This window comes from Bacteroides sp. Phil13 (assembly GCF_001940965.1).
Taxonomy (GTDB): Bacteria; Bacteroidota; Bacteroidia; order Bacteroidales; family Bacteroidaceae; genus Bacteroides; species Bacteroides intestinalis.
The window spans coordinates 56,124-73,018 of record NZ_MSHA01000100.1 but is presented as its reverse complement, the minus strand read 5'-3'; the positions used below and the strand labels follow the sequence as shown (position 1 = coordinate 73,018).

Annotated in this window: 13 protein-coding genes; 8 read left to right on the top strand and 5 right to left on the bottom strand. The window is 43.8% G+C overall.

The features are described from left to right. The first annotated feature begins 190 nt into the window (after nt 1-190). From pyrG to dpp5, 4 genes are all read left to right on the top strand, one after another. The gene (pyrG, locus tag BWI44_RS19455; protein WP_115501825.1) at nt 191-1,822 is read left to right on the top strand and encodes a CTP synthase; all 1,632 of its coding nucleotides are present in this window, start codon (nt 191-193) and stop codon (nt 1,820-1,822) included. Nucleotides 1,823-1,864: 42 nt separating this feature from the next. Next, nucleotides 1,865-3,715 carry a membrane protein insertase YidC gene (gene yidC / locus BWI44_RS19450; protein ID WP_195208870.1) on the top strand — a complete coding sequence of 617 codons (1,851 nt, stop codon included), beginning with the start codon at nt 1,865-1,867 and terminating at the stop codon, nt 3,713-3,715. A 93-nt stretch (nt 3,716-3,808) separates the two neighbouring features. Further along, on the top strand, nt 3,809-5,140 hold the full coding sequence (locus BWI44_RS19445) for an MATE family efflux transporter (RefSeq protein ID WP_286816032.1): 1,332 nt from the start codon (nt 3,809-3,811) through the stop codon (nt 5,138-5,140). Between the two features lie 41 nt (nt 5,141-5,181). Continuing rightward, nucleotides 5,182-7,290 (top strand): dipeptidyl-peptidase Dpp5, encoded by a 2,109-nt coding sequence (gene dpp5 / locus BWI44_RS19440; RefSeq protein WP_195208868.1) that lies wholly within the window; start codon nt 5,182-5,184, stop codon nt 7,288-7,290. Nucleotides 7,291-7,359: 69 nt separating this feature from the next. Here dpp5 and lipB read toward each other — a convergent pair whose 3' ends face one another. Then, a complete protein-coding gene (gene lipB / locus BWI44_RS19435; protein ID WP_117692123.1) occupies nt 7,360-8,022 on the bottom strand; it encodes a lipoyl(octanoyl) transferase LipB in 663 nt (220 codons plus the stop codon). Nucleotides 8,023-8,084: 62 nt separating this feature from the next. Between lipB and BWI44_RS19430 the strand changes: the two genes are divergently transcribed. Next, nucleotides 8,085-8,918, top strand: a complete 834-nt coding sequence (locus BWI44_RS19430) for a helix-turn-helix domain-containing protein (protein ID WP_117692125.1) — start codon at nt 8,085-8,087, stop codon at nt 8,916-8,918. On the opposite strand, the gene BWI44_RS19425 is transcribed toward BWI44_RS19430, so the two are convergent. The 4 genes from BWI44_RS19425 to BWI44_RS19410 all read right to left on the bottom strand — a co-directional run bounded on the left by BWI44_RS19425 (nt 8,915) and on the right by BWI44_RS19410 (nt 14,488). After that, nucleotides 8,915-11,122 (bottom strand): heavy metal translocating P-type ATPase, encoded by a 2,208-nt coding sequence (locus BWI44_RS19425; protein ID WP_118295888.1) that lies wholly within the window; start codon nt 11,120-11,122, stop codon nt 8,915-8,917. The two genes, BWI44_RS19430 and BWI44_RS19425, sit on opposite strands and share 4 nt — an antisense overlap. Before the next feature lie 158 nt (nt 11,123-11,280). Beyond that, on the bottom strand, nt 11,281-11,592 hold the full coding sequence (locus BWI44_RS19420) for a heavy-metal-associated domain-containing protein (protein WP_007663305.1): 312 nt from the start codon (nt 11,590-11,592) through the stop codon (nt 11,281-11,283). A gap of 53 nt (nt 11,593-11,645) precedes the next feature. Then, complete coding sequence (locus tag BWI44_RS19415) at nt 11,646-13,862, bottom strand: TonB-dependent receptor (protein ID WP_195208866.1); 2,217 nt, start codon at nt 13,860-13,862, stop codon at nt 11,646-11,648. Nucleotides 13,863-14,089: 227 nt separating this feature from the next. Continuing rightward, the gene (locus BWI44_RS19410) at nt 14,090-14,488 is read right to left on the bottom strand and encodes a thioredoxin domain-containing protein (protein WP_021967635.1); all 399 of its coding nucleotides are present in this window, start codon (nt 14,486-14,488) and stop codon (nt 14,090-14,092) included. Between the two features lie 139 nt (nt 14,489-14,627). Here BWI44_RS19410 and BWI44_RS19405 point away from each other — a divergent pair, with 139 nt between their 5' ends. From BWI44_RS19405 to BWI44_RS19395, 3 genes are all read left to right on the top strand, one after another. After that, nucleotides 14,628-15,488, top strand: coding sequence for a DUF3298 and DUF4163 domain-containing protein (locus tag BWI44_RS19405; protein ID WP_195208865.1), 861 nt, complete (start codon nt 14,628-14,630; stop codon nt 15,486-15,488). Between the two features lie 113 nt (nt 15,489-15,601). Continuing rightward, nucleotides 15,602-16,222 (top strand): 16S rRNA (guanine(527)-N(7))-methyltransferase RsmG, encoded by a 621-nt coding sequence (rsmG, locus tag BWI44_RS19400; RefSeq protein WP_007663315.1) that lies wholly within the window; start codon nt 15,602-15,604, stop codon nt 16,220-16,222. A gap of 31 nt (nt 16,223-16,253) precedes the next feature. Next, nucleotides 16,254-16,892, top strand: a complete 639-nt coding sequence (locus BWI44_RS19395) for an MBL fold metallo-hydrolase (RefSeq protein ID WP_044533096.1) — start codon at nt 16,254-16,256, stop codon at nt 16,890-16,892. Nucleotides 16,893-16,895: the final 3 nt, after the last annotated feature.

The window sequence follows — 16,895 nt, the reverse complement described above, 5'->3', positions numbered from 1 at the left end:
TGTTTAGAAAACATAGAAATAGAGAAAGAAAAAGAAAACATGCTTTTTTTATAATTGTTTCGCCGAAACTTTATGTACTTCCTCTTTTTTTTGTAATTTTGCGCTTTTTAAGTCTCACGTGTAGACAGATAGATACACAAATGTGTACATCGCACCAAAACAAAACAATAATATTAAAAACAGTATAGCTGTGGGAGAAACAAAGTATATTTTCGTCACCGGTGGCGTTGCCTCATCTTTAGGTAAAGGTATCATCGCCTCATCCATTGGTAAATTGCTACAAGCAAGAGGTTACAAAGTAACCATTCAAAAGTTTGACCCGTATATCAATATTGACCCGGGTACTTTAAACCCCTACGAACACGGAGAATGTTATGTGACTGTAGACGGACATGAAGCTGACCTTGACTTAGGCCACTACGAACGTTTTCTTGGCATCCAGACTACAAAAGCCAATAACATCACAACCGGACGCATCTATAAAAGCGTTATCGATAAAGAACGCCGTGGTGATTATTTAGGTAAGACCATTCAAGTCATTCCTCATATCACGGACGAAATCAAACGAAACGTAAAGTTGCTGGGTAACAAATATAAATTCGATTTTGTAATTACAGAAATCGGCGGTACGGTGGGCGACATCGAATCCTTGCCATATCTGGAAAGTATCCGTCAGTTGAAGTGGGAACTGGGACGTGACGCATTGTGTGTACACCTTACATATGTGCCTTACCTCACAGCCGCCGGTGAATTGAAAACCAAACCGACACAACACTCCGTAAAGGAATTGCAGAGTGCAGGTATCCAACCGGATATATTGGTTTTGCGCACGGAACACGAATTGAGTAGCAACGTACGCAAGAAAGTTGCTTTGTTCTGTAATGTGGATGAAAACGCAGTAGTACAGAGCATCGATGCTCCTACCATCTACGAAGTTCCCATCCTGATGCAGGCTCAGAAACTGGATGAAACAATATTGAAGAAAATGGGATTGCCCGTAGGCGACACACCGGGACTGGGCCCGTGGCGTGCTTTTCTTGAACGCCGTCATAAAGCGGAAAATACAGAACCGCTGCACATCGCACTAGTTGGCAAATATGATTTGCAGGATGCATACAAATCCATCCGTGAAGCCCTGTCACAAGCCGGTACGTACAATGACTGTAAGGTATCTGTAGACTTCGTGAACAGTGAAAAGCTCACGGAAGAAAATGTAGCGGAAGCATTGAAAGGCATGGCAGGTATATTGATTGGCCCGGGATTCGGCGAACGTGGTGTTGCCGGTAAGTTCGTAGCTATCAAATATGCACGCACGCATGATATTCCGACTTTCGGTATCTGCCTGGGAATGCAATGCATTGCTATCGAATTTGCACGCAACGTACTGGGATATACTGATGCTGACTCACGCGAAATGAATGAGAAAACTCCGCATAATGTGATTGACATCATGGAAGAGCAGAAATCCATCACCAATATGGGTGGAACGATGCGTCTGGGAGCTTACGAATGTATTTTGCAAAAAGGCAGCAAGGCATACGAGGCATACGGAACAGAACACATCCAGGAACGCCACCGCCATCGCTATGAATTCAATAACCAGTATAAAACGGAGTATGAAGCAGCCGGCATGAAATGTGTAGGTATCAACCCGGAATCGGACTTGGTGGAAATCGTAGAAATACCGGAACTGAAGTGGTTTGTCGGAACTCAATTCCATCCGGAATACAGCAGTACGGTATTGAATCCCCATCCGTTGTTCGTGGCTTTCATTAAAGCATCTATCGAAAGTTTCGAGGAAAAGGAAAAAGCAAAGAAATAAGATTATTTCAATAATTATAAAATTGTAAACTAGAAATTATTCATGGATAAAAACACCATTACAGGTCTTGTTTTAATAGCAATTTTGTTAGTCGGCTTCAGTTTTCTGAGTCGCCCCAGCAAAGAGCAATTGGAGGCACAGCAGCGTTATTATGATTCCATTGCGCTGGTACAGCAACGTGAAGAAGCACTGAAAGCCAAAGCGGATGCAGCATTGGCAAATGAAAAAGATGTAGAAACTGTGGATTCTACTTCACTCTTCTTCAATGCTCTCCAAGGAACAGATTCGCTGATTACTATTCAGAACGACGTGGCTGAGTTGACCCTCAGCACCAAAGGCGGTTCCATATTCTCCGCTGTATTGAAAGAGTATATGGAGCAGGACAAGAAGACTCCTGTAACCTTATTCACCGGAAACGATGTTTCCATGAATTTCCTTTTCTATAATAAAAAGGAAACAATACAGACTAAGGACTATTACTTCACCACTGTGAACCGTACGGACAGCACTGTAACGATGCGTCTGTCTGCTGACAGTGCAAGTTTTATAGACTTCAAGTATGCATTGCATCCCAACACTTACCTGGTGGACTTCAGCATCGAAGCTAAAGGCATGGCAGATAAGTTGGCAGCAAGTAATAACTATGTAGACATCGAATGGGCACAACGCGCCCGTCAGATCGAAAAGGGTTATGTATACGAGAACCGTCTGTCTGAACTGACTTACAAGTTCATGGGTGATGGTACAGATTATTTATCAGCCAATAAAGATGATGAAAAAGAAGTACCGGAACGTCTGGACTGGATTGCTTTCAAGAATCAGTTCTTCTCTTCAGTATTTATTGCAGACACCGACTTTGAAAAAACGAAGTTAGTATCTAAAATGGAGAGAGAAGGCAGTGGATACATCAAGGACTACTCTGCTGAAATGAGTACGAGCTTTGACCCGACAGGCAAACAGCCTACACAGATGTTCTTTTACTTCGGCCCGAACCATTACAAGACACTGACCGCACTGGATAAGGGACGTTCGGAAAAATGGGAACTGAACCGTCTGGTTTATTTAGGTTGGCCGTTGATTCGCTGGATTAACAAATGGTTTACTATTAATATCTTTGACTGGTTGTCCGGTTGGGGTCTGAGCATGGGTATCGTATTGTTACTGATGACATTGATTGTAAAAGCAGTCGTATTCCCCGCTACCTGGAAAACGTATATATCTTCTGCCAAGATGCGCGTGTTGAAACCGAAAATAGACGAAATCAACAAGAAATACCCCAAGCAGGAAGATGCGATGAAGAAGCAACAGGAGGTAATGGGAATGTACAGCCAGTATGGTGTGAGTCCGATGGGTGGTTGTTTGCCGATGTTGGTACAATTTCCCGTTCTGATTGCGCTGTTCATGTTCGTGCCAAGTGCTATCGAATTACGTCAACAGAGCTTCTTATGGGCTGATGACCTTTCAACGTATGATGCTTTCATCAACTTCCCGTTCAATATCCCGTTTCTGGGCAGTCACCTCAGTTTGTTCTGCTTACTGATGACCGTTGTGAATATTCTGAACTCCAAGTTCATGATGCAACAACAGGATACCGGAGCAAACCCGCAGATGGCAGCGATGAAGTGGATGACCTATCTCATGCCGATTATGATGTTGTTTATCTTGAACAGCTATCCTTCAGGTTTGAACTATTACTACTTCATATCGACATTGATTAGTGTGGTGACTACTCTCATTCTGCGCAAGACTACGAATGAAGAGAAACTTCTTGCCCAATTGGAAGCCCGAAAGAAAGATCCGAAGAAAGCTAAGAAAACCGGCTTTGCCGCTCGCCTGGAGGCAATGCAGAAACAACAGGAACAGTTGATGAAAGAGAGACAGAATAAAAAGTAAGTCTCCGTTTTTCATCACTTGATAATAAAAGCCGGGCAATTGATGTAATTGTCCGGCTTTCTTTCTCTTATAACAACTATAACTATAATTTAAATGAAAACTAAATACACCAACAAACAGATTTGGATGATAGCCTATCCGATCCTTATCAGCCTGCTGATGGAACAAATGATAGGTATGACAGACACCGTCTTTCTAGGACGGGTAGGCGAAGTAGAACTAGGAGCATCAGCCATTGCAGGTGTTTTCTATATGGTAATCTTTATGGCAGCTTTCGGCTTCAGCATCGGAGCACAGATACTGATAGCACGGCGAAACGGTGAAAAACAGTACCGGGAAATTGGTGACCTTTTCTATCAGGGAATTTACTTCCAGATAGGATTGGCAACAATCATGTTCCTGCTCTCCTACTTCCTGTCGCCGATTATACTAAAGCGTATCGTTGCCTCCGAACACATTTATGAAGCAGCTATTAGCTACCTGAACTGGCGTGTCTTCGGAGCTTTCTTCTCATTCAGTGCAGTCATATTCCGTGCTTTCTTTCTGGGAACTACACAAACAAAAACCCTGACCCTGAACTCAATAGTTATGGTATTGAGCAACGTAGTGTTCAACTATATATTGATTTTTGGAAAGTTCGGTTTCCCAGCCCTCGGTATTGCAGGTGCAGCCATTGGCTCATCGCTTGCAGAATTAGTTTCATTGGCATTTTTCATCCTCTATACCCGTAGTCGCATCGATTGCCGCAAGTATGGACTGGATCGTATTCCTAAGTTCCGTCCGGAAGTATTAAAACGGATGTTAAACATCTCTTTCTGGACAATGATACAGAATGTTATTTCTTTGTCCACTTGGTTTTTATTCTTCCTCTATGTAGAGCACCTGGGAGAGCGGTCGCTTGCCGTTACAAACATTGTCCGGAGTGTATCCGGTATACTGTTTATGGTAATGATGGCATTTGCCTCGACATGCGGTTCACTAGTCAGCAACCTAATAGGTGCCGGCGAGAAAGATTGTGTAGAAGGGACTATCCGGCAACATATACGTCTTACCTATATATTTGTCTTACCATTGGCATTGCTCTTCGTACTATTCCCCAAATTGATACTGGGCATCTACACCGATATGACCGATTTACAGGATGCAGCCGTACACTCACTTTGGGTGATGTGTTCTGCATATTTATTTCTCGTACCTGCCAATGTATATTTCCAGTCAGTTTCCGGAACTGGAAATACACGCACAGCACTGGTAATGGAACTAGCCACACTGGTGATCTATGTGGCCTATATTACTTACACCATTCTTTACCTTAAGTTGGATGTAGCCCTATGCTGGACATCAGAAATGGTGTATTCCATCTTTATTCTACTATTTTGCTGGCGGTATATTAAACGAGGACAATGGCAGAAGAAACGCATATAATTTGTATATTTGTCGCAAAATAACTGTAACGAACAACCTATATGAAACAAGTAAACTTATTGCTTATGTCAGCAGCTATGACATTGGCTGCCTGCGGCGGGACAAAAGACGCAGGGCAAGCCGGAGTACCACTTATCGAGCGGTCGAACATCAAGATTGAAGGCAAGCGCATGACTCCCGAAGCTCTCTGGGCTATGGGGCGTATCGGCGGTGTAGCCGTATCTCCCGATGAAAAGCAGATTGCTTACACGGTAGCTTACTACAGTGTGCCGGAGAACAAGAGCAACCGTGAAGTCTTTGTGATGAACACAGATGGAACAGGCAACCAACAAATCACCCGTACTCCTTGGCAGGAGAACGAAGTAAACTGGATAAAAGGCGGTACTAAACTGGCGTTCCTTTCTAATGAAAGTGGCAGCAGTCAGTTGTGGGAAATGAATCCTGATGGCAGCGGACGCAAGCAATTGACGCAATATGATGGTGATATCGAAGGTTATTCTTTCTCTCCCGACGGCAAGAAGTTGCTTTTCATTGCACAAGTGAAAACTAAACCAAGTACCGCGGATAAGTATCCTGATCTGCCTAAAGCAACGGGGATCATCGTTACCGACCTGATGTACAAACACTGGGATGAATGGGTAACCGGTGCTCCACATCCTTTTGTAGCCGATTTTGATGGAAACAGTATCAGTAATATAAAAGATATACTGGAAGGGAAACCTTACGAAAGCCCGATGAGACCTTGGGGTGGCATCGAGCAACTGGCATGGAGTCCTGCCGGAGACAAGGTAGCATATACTTGCCGTAAAAAAAACGGTCTGGCTTATGCCATCTCCACCAACTCGGATATTTACATCTATGACCTTGCAACTAAGAAGACAGACAATATCACCGAAGAAAACAAAGGTTACGACACGAATCCTCAATACTCTCCCGATGGTAAATACATTGCCTGGCAGAGCATGGAACGTGACGGTTATGAAGCAGACTTAAACCGCCTCTTCATTATGAATCTGGAAACAGGTGAGAAACGTTTCGTCAGCAAGGAATTTGAATCGAATGTAGACGGTTTCTTATGGAATAAAGACTCTAAAAGTATTTATTTCATCGGTGTCTGGCATGGTGAAACACAGATTTATAATGTAGACCTTGCTGCCAATGATAAGATTACACAATTGACAGACGGCATGTATGACTATGCTTCCCTTGCCCTTGCAGGAGATAAGGTAATCGCTTTACGCCATTCAATGAGTATGGGTGATGAAATCTATGCCGTATCTGCCACCCGCAACGGTGATGCTTTTGCCGAAGCAAAGCAACTGACCTTCGAAAACAAGCAGATTTACGACCAATTGGAAATGGGTAAGGTTGAAGCTCGCTGGATGAAGACTACAGACGGCAAACAGATGCTGACATGGGTAATCTATCCGCCACAGTTTGACCCGAATAAGAAATACCCCACCCTCCTGTTCTGTGAAGGTGGTCCGCAAAGCCCCGTAAGCCAGTTCTGGAGCTATCGCTGGAACTTCCAGATTATGGCTGCCAACGATTATATCATCGTAGCTCCCAACCGCCGCGGTCTTCCGGGTTTCGGAGTAGAATGGAATGAGGCTATCAGTGGAGATTACGGCGGTCAGTGTATGAAGGATTATTTCACAGCGATTGATGAAATGGCGAAAGAACCGTTTGTAGACAAAGACTGTCTCGGTTGTGTAGGCGCCAGCTTCGGCGGCTTCTCCGTTTACTGGCTTGCCGGACATCATGACAAGCGATTCAAAGCATTCATCGCACATGATGGTATCTTCAACATGGAAATGCAATATCTGGAAACTGAAGAAAAATGGTTTGCCAACTGGGATATGGGTGGCGCATACTGGGAAAAACAGAATCCGGTGGCTCAACGCACATTCGCCAACTCTCCACACCAGTTTGTAGACAAATGGGATACGCCTATCCTTTGTATTCACGGTGAAAAGGATTACCGCATTCTTGCCAACCAGGCAATGGCTGCTTTTGATGCTGCCGTAATGCGTGGTGTTCCTGCCAAACTGCTGATCTATCCAGACGAGAACCACTGGGTATTGAAACCTCAGAATGGTATTCTCTGGCAGCGCACATTCTTCGAATGGCTGGACGAATGGCTGAAATAAAAGATAAAAGCAATTAATAATTATTCTGAAAACAGTCCATCTATCCGTTGTAAATAGATGGACTGTTTTTTATCTATGAAGTAATTCTTGTAATTCCCTGCATAGTCGCTGTTTCACCTCTTCCATCGGCATCTCCCGTTTCAGCTCCTGCTGAAGTGAAGTGACTCCCTTATCTATAAATCCGCAAGGATGGATATAACTGAAATAACGTAAATCCGTATTCACATTCAGTGCCAGCCCGTGCATGGTGACAAAGTGGCTGCTACGCACACCAATGGCACATATCTTACGGGCACGTGGCATATCCCCTTCCAGCCACACGCCTGTTGCTTTCTCTAACCTTCCAGCAATGATTCCATAAGAGGCACACACACGGATGACTGCTTCCTCCAGCAAATGCACATACTCCTTCAGTCCCAATGAGAATTCTTCAAGATTCAGGATAGGATAACATACCAGCTGTCCCGGACCGTGATAGGTAATATCTCCGCCACGGTCAATATGATAGAGCGTAGCTCCTATCTTCTGAAGTTGTTCCTCACTCAGCAACATATTCCCTTCTTTACCACTACGGCCTAAAGTATAAACATGCGGATGTTCACACAAAATAATGTGATTTTCATACTCCTCCCCCGCCTGCTTGGCGCGAACAAGAGTATCAAACCACTCAGTCTGCCGAGTCCATGCATCGGCATACGGAATAATATTCCAGTCTGTAACATTCAGTTTCATGCCGACAAAGTTAAGATTTTAGGGATAAAATCGTATATTTGCCGACAGCAAAATGAAAAAAGATGAAACATAACTTCCCACAAGTAGATTTGCCGGTCGAAATGCTGGCATGGAGAGATGTTACAGAAGATATTCTGAATCTCTATCGCCAGTCGTGCCGATTAAAGGCTTGTATTTTTGCATTATGTACCGAAGGAACCATTAAGGCATCTATCAACCTGATGGAATACGAGATAAAGAAGAATGATTTGATTATCCTAATGCCGGGCACTATCATACAACTCAATGAACAAAAAGAAAAAGTGCGGCTTTGTTTCGTAGGCTTCTCCGCTCATTGTGTCAACGGCATCAACCTGCTGCAAGCTACTATGGGGTCATTCTCCAAAATATGGGACAACCCTATTATCAATGTCAACGATACTGTAGCCTCTTATTTTATAGATTATTTCGCACTACTGACGCGTATATCCATTGCACACCCCACCAGCACAGCTATGGGACAAAGTGTACTTCACAGCATTTTGCTTGGGATAAATACTCTCTATGCCCGTCGTCCGCAAAACATTCTTGCCAAAAGCCGTAAAGAGGAAATTTGCCATAAGTTTGTACAACTGGTTATCGAGAACTATATGACCGAACGTCGTGCCCAGTTCTATGCCGACAAATTAGGAATTTCATTGCAGCACCTCAGTACCACTGTAAAACAAGTAACTGGAAGGAACGTGCTTGATATCATTTCACATGTAGTCATCATCGACGTCAAGGCACGGTTGAAATCTACAGATATGACTATCCAGGAGATAGCCTATTCACTGAACTTCCCCAGTGCCTCTTTCTTTGGAAAGTACTTCAAGAGGCACATGGGAATGAGTCCGTTGGAATATAGAAATAGTTAGTACCTCAGTCGAAGGCTATTCAATACCACCGATACACTGGAGAACGCCATAGCCGCACTTGCCAGCATAGGGTTCAGCAATAATCCATTGATGGGGTAAAGCAGTCCTGCTGCAATAGGAATACCTATCAGGTTGTAGATAAATGCCCAAAACAGATTCTGATGAATCAAACGTACAGTTTGCCGGGAGAGGTTGAACGCTTTCGGCAATAGTAACAGGTCCGAAGTCATAAGGGTTACCATTGCTACATCCATAGCAATATCAGTTCCTTTACCCATGGCAATGCTGACATCGGCACAAGCCAAAGCCTGTGAGTCATTGATTCCATCGCCTACCATCGCCACCGTCTTTCCTTGAAGCTGGAGCTGACGGACAAACTCTTCCTTATCATCCGGCATAGCATCAGAAATGTATTGGATATTGCCCAAGCGTGCGGCAACAGAAGACGCAGTGCGTTCTCCGTCTCCCGTCAGCATATATACATCGATACCCTGAGTACGAAGTTCGCGGACAGCCTCGACGGATGTAGCTTTTATCTGGTCCTTGATAGCTACAATGGCAAGCAGCTCATTCTTACGTCCGAAATAAATGATACTGCAACTATCCGATTCATACTGTGCCAGCATCTCTCCTAATACATCAGTAAGAGCGGCATGATAATCTTTCAATAGTTTATGACTACCAGCCCAGTACTCAGTACCCTGATAAGAAACTTTAATCCCTTTTCCGGTAATACTTTCAAAGCTGTCCAAAGCTGCCGGTTCGATATGCTCCTGTTCTTGCAGGGCAGTCACAATAGCAGCTGCCAACGGATGTTCGGATTTAAGTTCGGCAGCCAGAAGAACATCTTTATAGTGCTCCTCCTGCGGCTGTGCCCATAACCATCCGGTAACAGTGGGATGCCCTTCAGTCAATGTGCCGGTCTTATCCAACACCACCACATTCACCTTTCGCATCTGTTCCAGTGCCACAGCATCTTTTATCAGGATATGATGATCGGCAGCTTTACCAATACCTACCATCAAAGCCGTAGGCGTAGCCAACCCCAATGCACAGGGACAAGCAATCACCAATACGGAAACCGCTGATAACATGGCATGGGAAAGCATATCTACACCACCGAAGAACATCCAAATAAAGAATGTCAGTACGGACAAGCCCAATACTACAGGAACAAAGATACCTGTCACCTTATCCACGATACGTTGTACGGGAGCTTTACTGCCCTGTGCTTCCTGCACCATACGGATGATACGCGCCAGCACCGTTTCACTACCGACTTTCTCGGCGCGAATAATGAATGAACCTTTCTGATTGATGGTTCCAGCCAATACGTGCGAACCGGCCTTCTTTTCTACCGGGATAGGTTCACCGCTGATCATACTTTCATCGACATAAGAATCTCCTTCAGTTAAAAAGCCGTCAACGGGAATTTGCTCACCGGGACGTACGCTGACCAGGTCGTCAATTCTCAGCTGTTCCAAAGGAATATCCTCTTCCTTACCGTTGCGCACCACACGGGCTATCTTGGGCTGTAATCCCATCAGCTTGCGGATGGCGGTAGAGGTGTTACCTTTAGCACGCTCTTCCATCAGCTTACCAGTCAGTACGAAAGCGATAATAACCACAGCAGCTTCATAATAAACATGAGGCTCCAAGCCACGGCTATACCAGAAATCGGGGAAGAAGGTATTAAAAACACTGAACAAAAAAGCAATGGATGTACTCAGTGCAACCAAGGTATCCATATTACTGCGTCCCAAACGAGCCTGTTTCCAGGCACCGGTATAGAACGGTGTACCGAACAACACCAGTACTGGAATAGCCAATACCATCTGTATTTCGTTGGAATAAGGTACATGCATAAAGACCATGGAAAGCAACAGCAGAGGAATAGCAAATAGCCACGCTCCTATCACCCGCCCTTTCAGGCGACGGTAACGCTTCTGTTGTTCTTCCTCCTGGCGCTCTTCGACATGATCTTCTTCAATAATGAGGTCATAGCCCGCAGCCAGTACGGCAGCACGAATTTCTCCGGGTGTCAGCTTATCCATCTCGTATGAGACAGACAGTGTATTGGAAGCGAAGTTGACCGAAGCATCCGTAATGCCCACCAACTTGCGAACAGTCTTTTCTACGTTATTGGCGCATCCCGCACAATGCATGTTCAGTACGGGAAACGTCTGTTTCTTTAAATTAGCCATATATATTGTTTTTATGATTTATCAAAATTAGCTGATAATTGTACAAGAATGGGAGGAATGATAATATAACAGGCTGAAAGGCTTATATGCCTATTGCAAATTATCATTCAGCCCATACTCATGCAGTAAATAACAATCTCTACAGGCCGATTGTTCGACTACTTCTTATCCTCTTGCTTCGTCTCCTTAACGAACTCAACTTCGTAGTTGAACTTCTTGAAACCAGCTTTCAATTTGTCTACATTTGTCTTTTCAGCATCGTAGGTAATAGACACAGTTTTTGTTTTCAAGTCTGTAGAGAATTCTTTTACCCCTTTCTCAAATTTAATGTTGTTTTTCACCTTCCGTTCACAGTTTTCGCAATGCATCTGTGAAACTTTAAAAACAGCGGTACGGATATCTTTTGCCATCACTGCTGTTACACTCAATAAAGCTACTACGAGAGCAGCCATCATTCTTCTTGTTTTCATAAATATCTCCTTAGTTATTGGTTAATATTATTTTAGTTACGAGCTACAAGCTACTAGTTTCTTGCCAGATTAAACCTCAACCCGATATATGCCTTAGCACCATGCATCGGTCCCCACACCATGGTAGCATCGAAGTTCTCTCCCCATGGATTAGAGGCATCGATTATCGGATTCTTCTGCTTAAAGTTAGTCAGGTTTTCACCACCAACATAAATAGACCAGCGACGGAAATAACGCGTTACCTGGGCACTAAGTTGCTGGAAGCTGCCATAACGACGTTCCCACGAAAGACTGCCGTCAGCGAGTTCGTAAGGATCGGGCATCCTTCCACCCCCATTCAACTGAAGGGTAGCATCAAACTGCCATAGTCCCAGAGGTGTCTGATAGGAAGCTGTCAATAAACCCTTATACTTTCCGGTAAGTGGTTTCTCCATTAGTTTACCATTGTAGGTGGTCTTCGCGTCTGTCAGACGGTAGGCTGCCGTAAGGTTGAAACCTTTGAAAAACGGATAACTTGCCTCTACCTGGAACACATGTGAATAAGAACGTCCATCCAGATTATAAAAGGCCACTTCATGCGGATTGCTATCCATATCCACAACCACCTGTTTCAGAAAATCCGTATAGTAATATTCGGCATTCACATTCAGCGTCTTGCCAAAAACAGGAATGTAAGTAGACACGCTCGCTCCGTAATTCCACGCTTCCTCCTGATCCAGATGAGGGGCAATCTTCATTTTACGGCTGCTTGCCAGGAGATAGTTATTCTCCGCCAATACATGATTGGTACGGTATCCCTTACCGGCAGACAAACGAAAATGCAGATACTCATTCGGATTATACTTGACGTGTGCACGCGGTGTTACAAAGAAACCATGTTCGCTGCTGTAATCCCCTCGGATACCCCCCATCAACATCAACTGGTCATTCAGATTGAATGTATACTGTACATATGCTCCCGGAACAGACTCCTTTACATATTTCTTCGTCAATCCGTCTTCTACCTGGTTTGTCAGCCGGTAATGCTGATCGAAACCATCATAATTGAAACTCAATCCCGTGGATAGACTATGCTGTTTGCTGAACTCCGTTTCAAAAAGCAACGAAGCATAGAAATTGCTTTGATCCACATCATACAGTTTACGTCCGTAAGTGGCATCCTGATTATGCAAAGTTCCTTGCAGAATCAAGGCAAGATTCGTATTCTTTTCTTTATCGAAAATATAAGCATTCTTGGTGAAGGCTTCGTAACGGTTTGTCTGGATGCCTATTTCGTATAGGTCATGAGTAGGTGTCTGTCCATGAGCTGTCTGACCACTGTTACGGGTTTCATGCAAAGCCTTTATACCTGCCTGAAATACATAATGATCGCCCATATACGCCCATCGGTTCCAGAAGTTATACTGCTCCACACGCGGAATATCCACAAAACCATCATCATTGGAGTCGTGAGATTTCGTCTCATTTTCATAATGCGCCAGCAAAGAAGTACTCCAGCGCTTCGAAAGCTTCACCGTAGCATCCGCATTAGCTTCATACCGGTTTGTGCTGCTGGCAAAAAGATTTGCCGACACCCAATCCGCTTCCGGCAACTGAGGCTTCTTGAACTCCACATTAATTTGTCCGGTTATAGACTCATAGCCATTCTTCACGGATGAACTTCCTTTACTGACCTGTATACTCTGCATCCATGGTCCTGGTACATATCCTAATCCATAAGGAGCGGCTGCTCCACGGAAATTCGGAATATTCTCAGTCATCATCTGTACATAGGTGCCGGAGAGCCCCAATAGTTTAATCTGTTTGGCTCCCGTAGCAGCATCCGAATAGCTTACATCGACAGAAGGGTTTGTCACAAAACTCTCGCCCAGGTTACAGCAGGCTGCACGTGTCAGTTCGGCACTGCTGATCATATCTTCGTTCATCACACTGGAGCGCAACTTCATGGTACCCATTTTACGGGTTACAATGTTCACTTCACCTAATTCCACTCCTTCACGAAGCACAATCTCAAGTTGCTGATTGCCCTTATCCACATGTACCGTATCATTTTCAAATCCAATAAAGCTAACTACAAGCAGATGGCTGCGGGCAGGTTTATGAATAGAGAAGTTACCATCTTCATTAGTGGTCGCTCCTTCGGTTGTATTTATCCAGAAAACATTTGCACCTGGAATGGGTTCTCCGGCAGTGTCTTTTACAACACCCGTCACTTGCGCCTGCAAGTTCAAGGTTATGGAGAGAAAAAGAAAAATATATAAAAATCTCATTATTCTTAAAATTCTATTAGTTCTTGCAATCATTTTAAATGACCTGCACTGTATTTGCTTCTTATCCGGTCCGTACTTGTTCCGTGTCTATACGCTTGGACTTGGTACGGACTTGGTATGGACTTGATACGGACTTGGTATAGTTAGGGCACAGTGCCTACCCTATTTGAAAGAAATGAAAATCTCTCAAACTTACAGGAGCGGATTCACTCCGTAATAAGGGAATTCTAAATGATGAGAACAGAATAAAGAGCCAAATACCGCCTTGAGCTGTCAGGATGCGGAGGTACATTATAAGCTACCTCCTCCAATTCACCTGTAGGCAAGGAGTATTGGAAATCCGGTAATGCTTCACAGAAAAGTTGAATAACCGGTACAGTTATAACAGGACTTTCGCACGAATACTTCACAAGATTTACCTTATAAAAGGTAGCCGTACAGCCTTCATCCTTACAAGATTTCTCCGGATTATGATAAGATTTGTGACATTTAGCACAACCATTGGTGCAGCATGCCTGCTCTGTGGCACAACGTGCACAACAATAGTGGACAATAGAAACTCCGGCCCCTGCATACACAACCGTCAGGGACAATAATATTGCCAATATGTAGCGAAGTCTCTTCATATCTGATACAAAGATAGGCAGATAAAAGCATTTATGCCTATTATTTTTTCATTTTTTATATGTTCTATTCGTTTATATGTCCTATATTTGTCGATAGCGAACTGAAACCGAAATGTTGAATTTAACGAAGAAAGTCCAAATGAAAAAGCAATATGTCAGCCTACTTGTCATTCTACTTGCGGCAAGTGGCTTTTTATTTTCTTGTGGTAACACCATGAACAAAAACGCCGGTGCGTTGGAGTTCGACAGTATACAGGTAAATGAGACTGCCCACCTGTTCGGAGATACTGCAAAGCCCGGATGTAACATTACCATCAACTTTGCCTATGCCAGCAAATCGTCCGACGAGAAACTGAAAGATAGTCTCAACACCTATTTTCTCTCTGCCTGCTTCGGCGATAAGTACATGACGATGACACCCGAAGAGGCTGTAAAAGCTTATAAAGAAACCTATATTCAGGATTATCTGAAAGATCTGGAACCCATGTATGCCAAAGATGAAGCGGAAAAAGAAGATTCAGCATCCATAAGTGCCTGGTACTCCTATTATAAAGGTGTAGAAGGCCATGTACAATATTACAAAAAGAATCTGCTGGTTTACCGCATCGATTACAACGAGTTTACCGGAGGCGCCCATGGCATTTATATGTCCACTTTCCTCAATATGGACTTGCGTACTTTGAGTCCGATACGTCTGGACGATATTTTTGTAGGAGAATATCAGGAAGCACTCACTGACCTGCTGTGGAACCAACTCATGGCAGATAACAAGGCCACTACACGCCAGGAAGTAGAAGAAATGGGATATACAAGCACTGGAGACTTGGAACCAATCGAGAACTTCTACCTGAGCGAAAAAGGAATCACTTTCTATTATAATATTTATGAAATCGCTCCATACGTGATGGGACCGGTAGAAATCACTCTGCCATACGAAATCATGTCGCATTTACTGAGCGATGATACAATGGTATTGAACGAAGTGAGAAACGAGAATTAATGATGAATTATAAATTATGAATTATGAATTAGGCTGCGCCATTGTACAGCGTGCCCATTCATAACTCATAATTCATAACTCATAATTCATAATTAAATTAATAATCAACAAGCATGGAAATCATTCTAAAGTACTTCCCGGACCTCACAGAGACGCAGAAGCAACAATTCGCGTCCCTCTATGACCTCTATACGGACTGGAATGCTAAAATAAACGTCATATCACGCAAAGACATCGAGAATCTGTACGAACATCATGTACTCCATTCACTAGGTATAGCCAAGGTTACACGCTTCGTACCCGGTACCCATATCATGGATCTGGGAACAGGAGGAGGCTTTCCCGGTATTCCTCTTGCCATCTTATTTCCCGAAGTGAAATTCCACCTTGTAGACAGTATTGGAAAGAAAGTGCGCGTAGCAACGGAGGTAGCCAACAGTATCGGACTAAAAAATGTCACTTTCCGCCATGCCCGGGCTGAGGAGGAAAAGCAGTTATTCGATTTCGTTGTAAGTCGTGCTGTAATGCCGCTTGCCGATCTACTGAAAATCATTCGTAAGAATATCACTCCCAAACAACAGAATGCTTTGCCCAACGGACTGATCTGTCTGAAAGGCGGCGAGCTGGCCAATGAGACTATGCCTTTCAAGAACAAGACTGTGATGTACGATCTGAAAGATTATTTCGAGGAGGAATTCTTTGAAACGAAAAAAGTGGTTTATGTAGCGCCTTAATCACAGAAATAATGACTAACATATACCTATCATGAAAATAAAAAGGTTTGAATTTAATATGTTCCCCGTGAACTGTTACGTTCTGTGGGACGACACCCTTGAAGCTACCGTGATAGACCCCGGTTGCTATTATGAGGAGGAAAAACAAGCGTTGAAGAACTTCATTATCAAGAACGGTTTGAACGTAAAACATCTCCTCAACACACACCTGCATCTGGATCATATCTTTGGAAATGCTTTCATGGTTAAAGAATTCGGTCTGCAAGTAGAAGCTAATAAGGCCGATGAATTCTGGATTGATGAAGCTCCGAAACAAAGCCGTATGTTTGGCTTTCACTGGAACGAACTGCCTGCACCAATAGGGCACTATTTACATGATGGAGACATCATCAGTTTTGGAAATACAACACTGGAGGCTATTCACGTACCGGGACACTCACCGGGAAGCCTTGTTTATTACTGCGCTGCAGATCACTGCATGTTCTCCGGAGATGTACTCTTCCAAGGTAGCATCGGTCGTGCCGACCTCACCGGCGGCAACTTCGACGAACTGAAAGAACATATTTGCAGCCGCCTGTTCGTATTGCCCAATGAGACAATAGTCTATCCAGGACATGGTGCTCCGACTACTATCGGCATTGAAAAGGCAGAAAATCCATTCTTCAGATAAACT